3 protein-coding genes are annotated in these 1,331 nt (G+C 65.0%); all 3 read right to left on the bottom strand.

Annotation, left to right across the window (positions count from 1 at the left end):
- Positions 1 to 196: HisA/HisF-related TIM barrel protein (locus tag D3H34_RS32720; RefSeq protein WP_286186566.1), on the bottom strand; the 196-nt coding region annotated here is incomplete at its 3' end.
- A 48-nt stretch (positions 197 to 244) separates the two neighbouring features.
- Entirely contained in the window at positions 245 to 901 is a 657-nt protein-coding gene (gene hisH, locus D3H34_RS32715; protein WP_119558871.1) for an imidazole glycerol phosphate synthase subunit HisH, read from the bottom strand.
- A 40-nt stretch (positions 902 to 941) separates the two neighbouring features.
- On the bottom strand, positions 942 to 1,331 hold a 390-nt coding region (locus D3H34_RS32710), incomplete at its 5' end, for an imidazoleglycerol-phosphate dehydratase (RefSeq protein ID WP_147400599.1).

Here is a 1,331-nt window from a genome sequence, read left to right as displayed (position 1 = left end):
TCGCTGCATTGTTCTTGGGCGCACCCGCGAACGCGCCATTGAGATCGACCAGATGCAGGCGGCGTGCGCCCGCATCGACCCACTTGCGGGCCATGGCCGCGGGGTCTTCACCGAAAGTGGTGGATTGGTCCATGTCGCCCTGCTTGAGGCGAACGCAGTGGCCGTCCTTGAGGTCAATGGCGGGAATGAGCAGCATGATGATTGAAAAGGAAAGGTTGCCGGCGGGGCCGGCGGGGAACAGGAATCAGGGTTTCCAGTGCAGGAAATTGCGGAACAGGGCCAGGCCCTGGTCCGCGCTTTTCTCGGGGTGGAACTGGGTGGCGAAAATATTATCGCGCGCGATGGCCGCGGCAAAGCTCCCGCCGTAGTCGGCTTCGCCCGCGCAATGCGCGGCCGACAGCGGCTGCGCATAGAAGCTGTGGACGAAATAGAAGAAGCTGTCGTCGGGCACGCCTTGCCAGATGGCGTGCGATTGGCTCTGGTGCACGCGGTTCCAGCCCATCTGCGGCACCTTGAAGCGGCTGCCATCGGGCTGGGTGCGGCCTTCAAGCTGGAACTTGCGCACCACGCCCGGAATCAGGCCCAGGCCGGGCGTATCGCCCTCCTCGCTGTGGTCGAGCAGCATCTGCATGCCGACGCAGACGCCGAACAGCGGCTTGCTGCGCGCGGCTTCGAGCACCGGCTCGCGCAGGCCCGAACTCGCGAGTTCGCGCATGCAATCGGGCATTGCGCCCTGGCCGGGCAGCACCACGCGGTCCGCGGCGCGCACTACCTCGGGGTCGGCGGTCACCACGACCTGCCAGCCCGTGCCTTTCGCGGCCTCCTTGACGGCCTGCGAGACCGAGCGCAGGTTGCCCATGCCATAGTCGACCACGGCGACGGTATTTGCTTGCATATTCATAGCTGTAGCAATGGAATTCGTGCGTAAGTCGTCTCTATTTTCACAGAGAGCCCTTGGTCGAGGGAATGGTCGTGGCCGCACGCGGGTCGATTTCGAGCGCGGCGCGCAGCGCGCGCGCGAACGCCTTGAACACCGACTCGCACTGGTGGTGGGCGTTGAAACCCTTGAGATTGTCGATGTGCACCGTGGCACCCGCGTGGTTCACGAAGCCCTGGAAGAACTCGTAGACCAGTTGCGTGTCGAGCTGGCCTATGCGTCCGGCCGTGAACTTCACATCCATGTGCAGGCCCGGGCGGCCGGAGAAGTCGATCACCACGCGCGACAGCGCTTCGTCCAGCGGCACATAGGCGTGGCCATAGCGGCGCAGGCCCTTCTTGTCGCCGACGGCGCGCGCAAAGGCCTGGCCCAGCGTGATGCCGATGTCCTCGAC

The organism is Acidovorax cavernicola, assembly GCF_003581445.1.
The sequence above is the reverse complement of the archived record's forward strand: the minus strand, read 5'-3'. Positions and strand labels throughout refer to the sequence as shown.

Excerpts from the sequence above, each read along its gene's own strand:
- hisH (WP_119558871.1), bottom strand. The coding sequence starts at position 901 with ATGAATATGCAAGCAAATACCGTCGCCGTGGTCGACTATGGCATGGGC.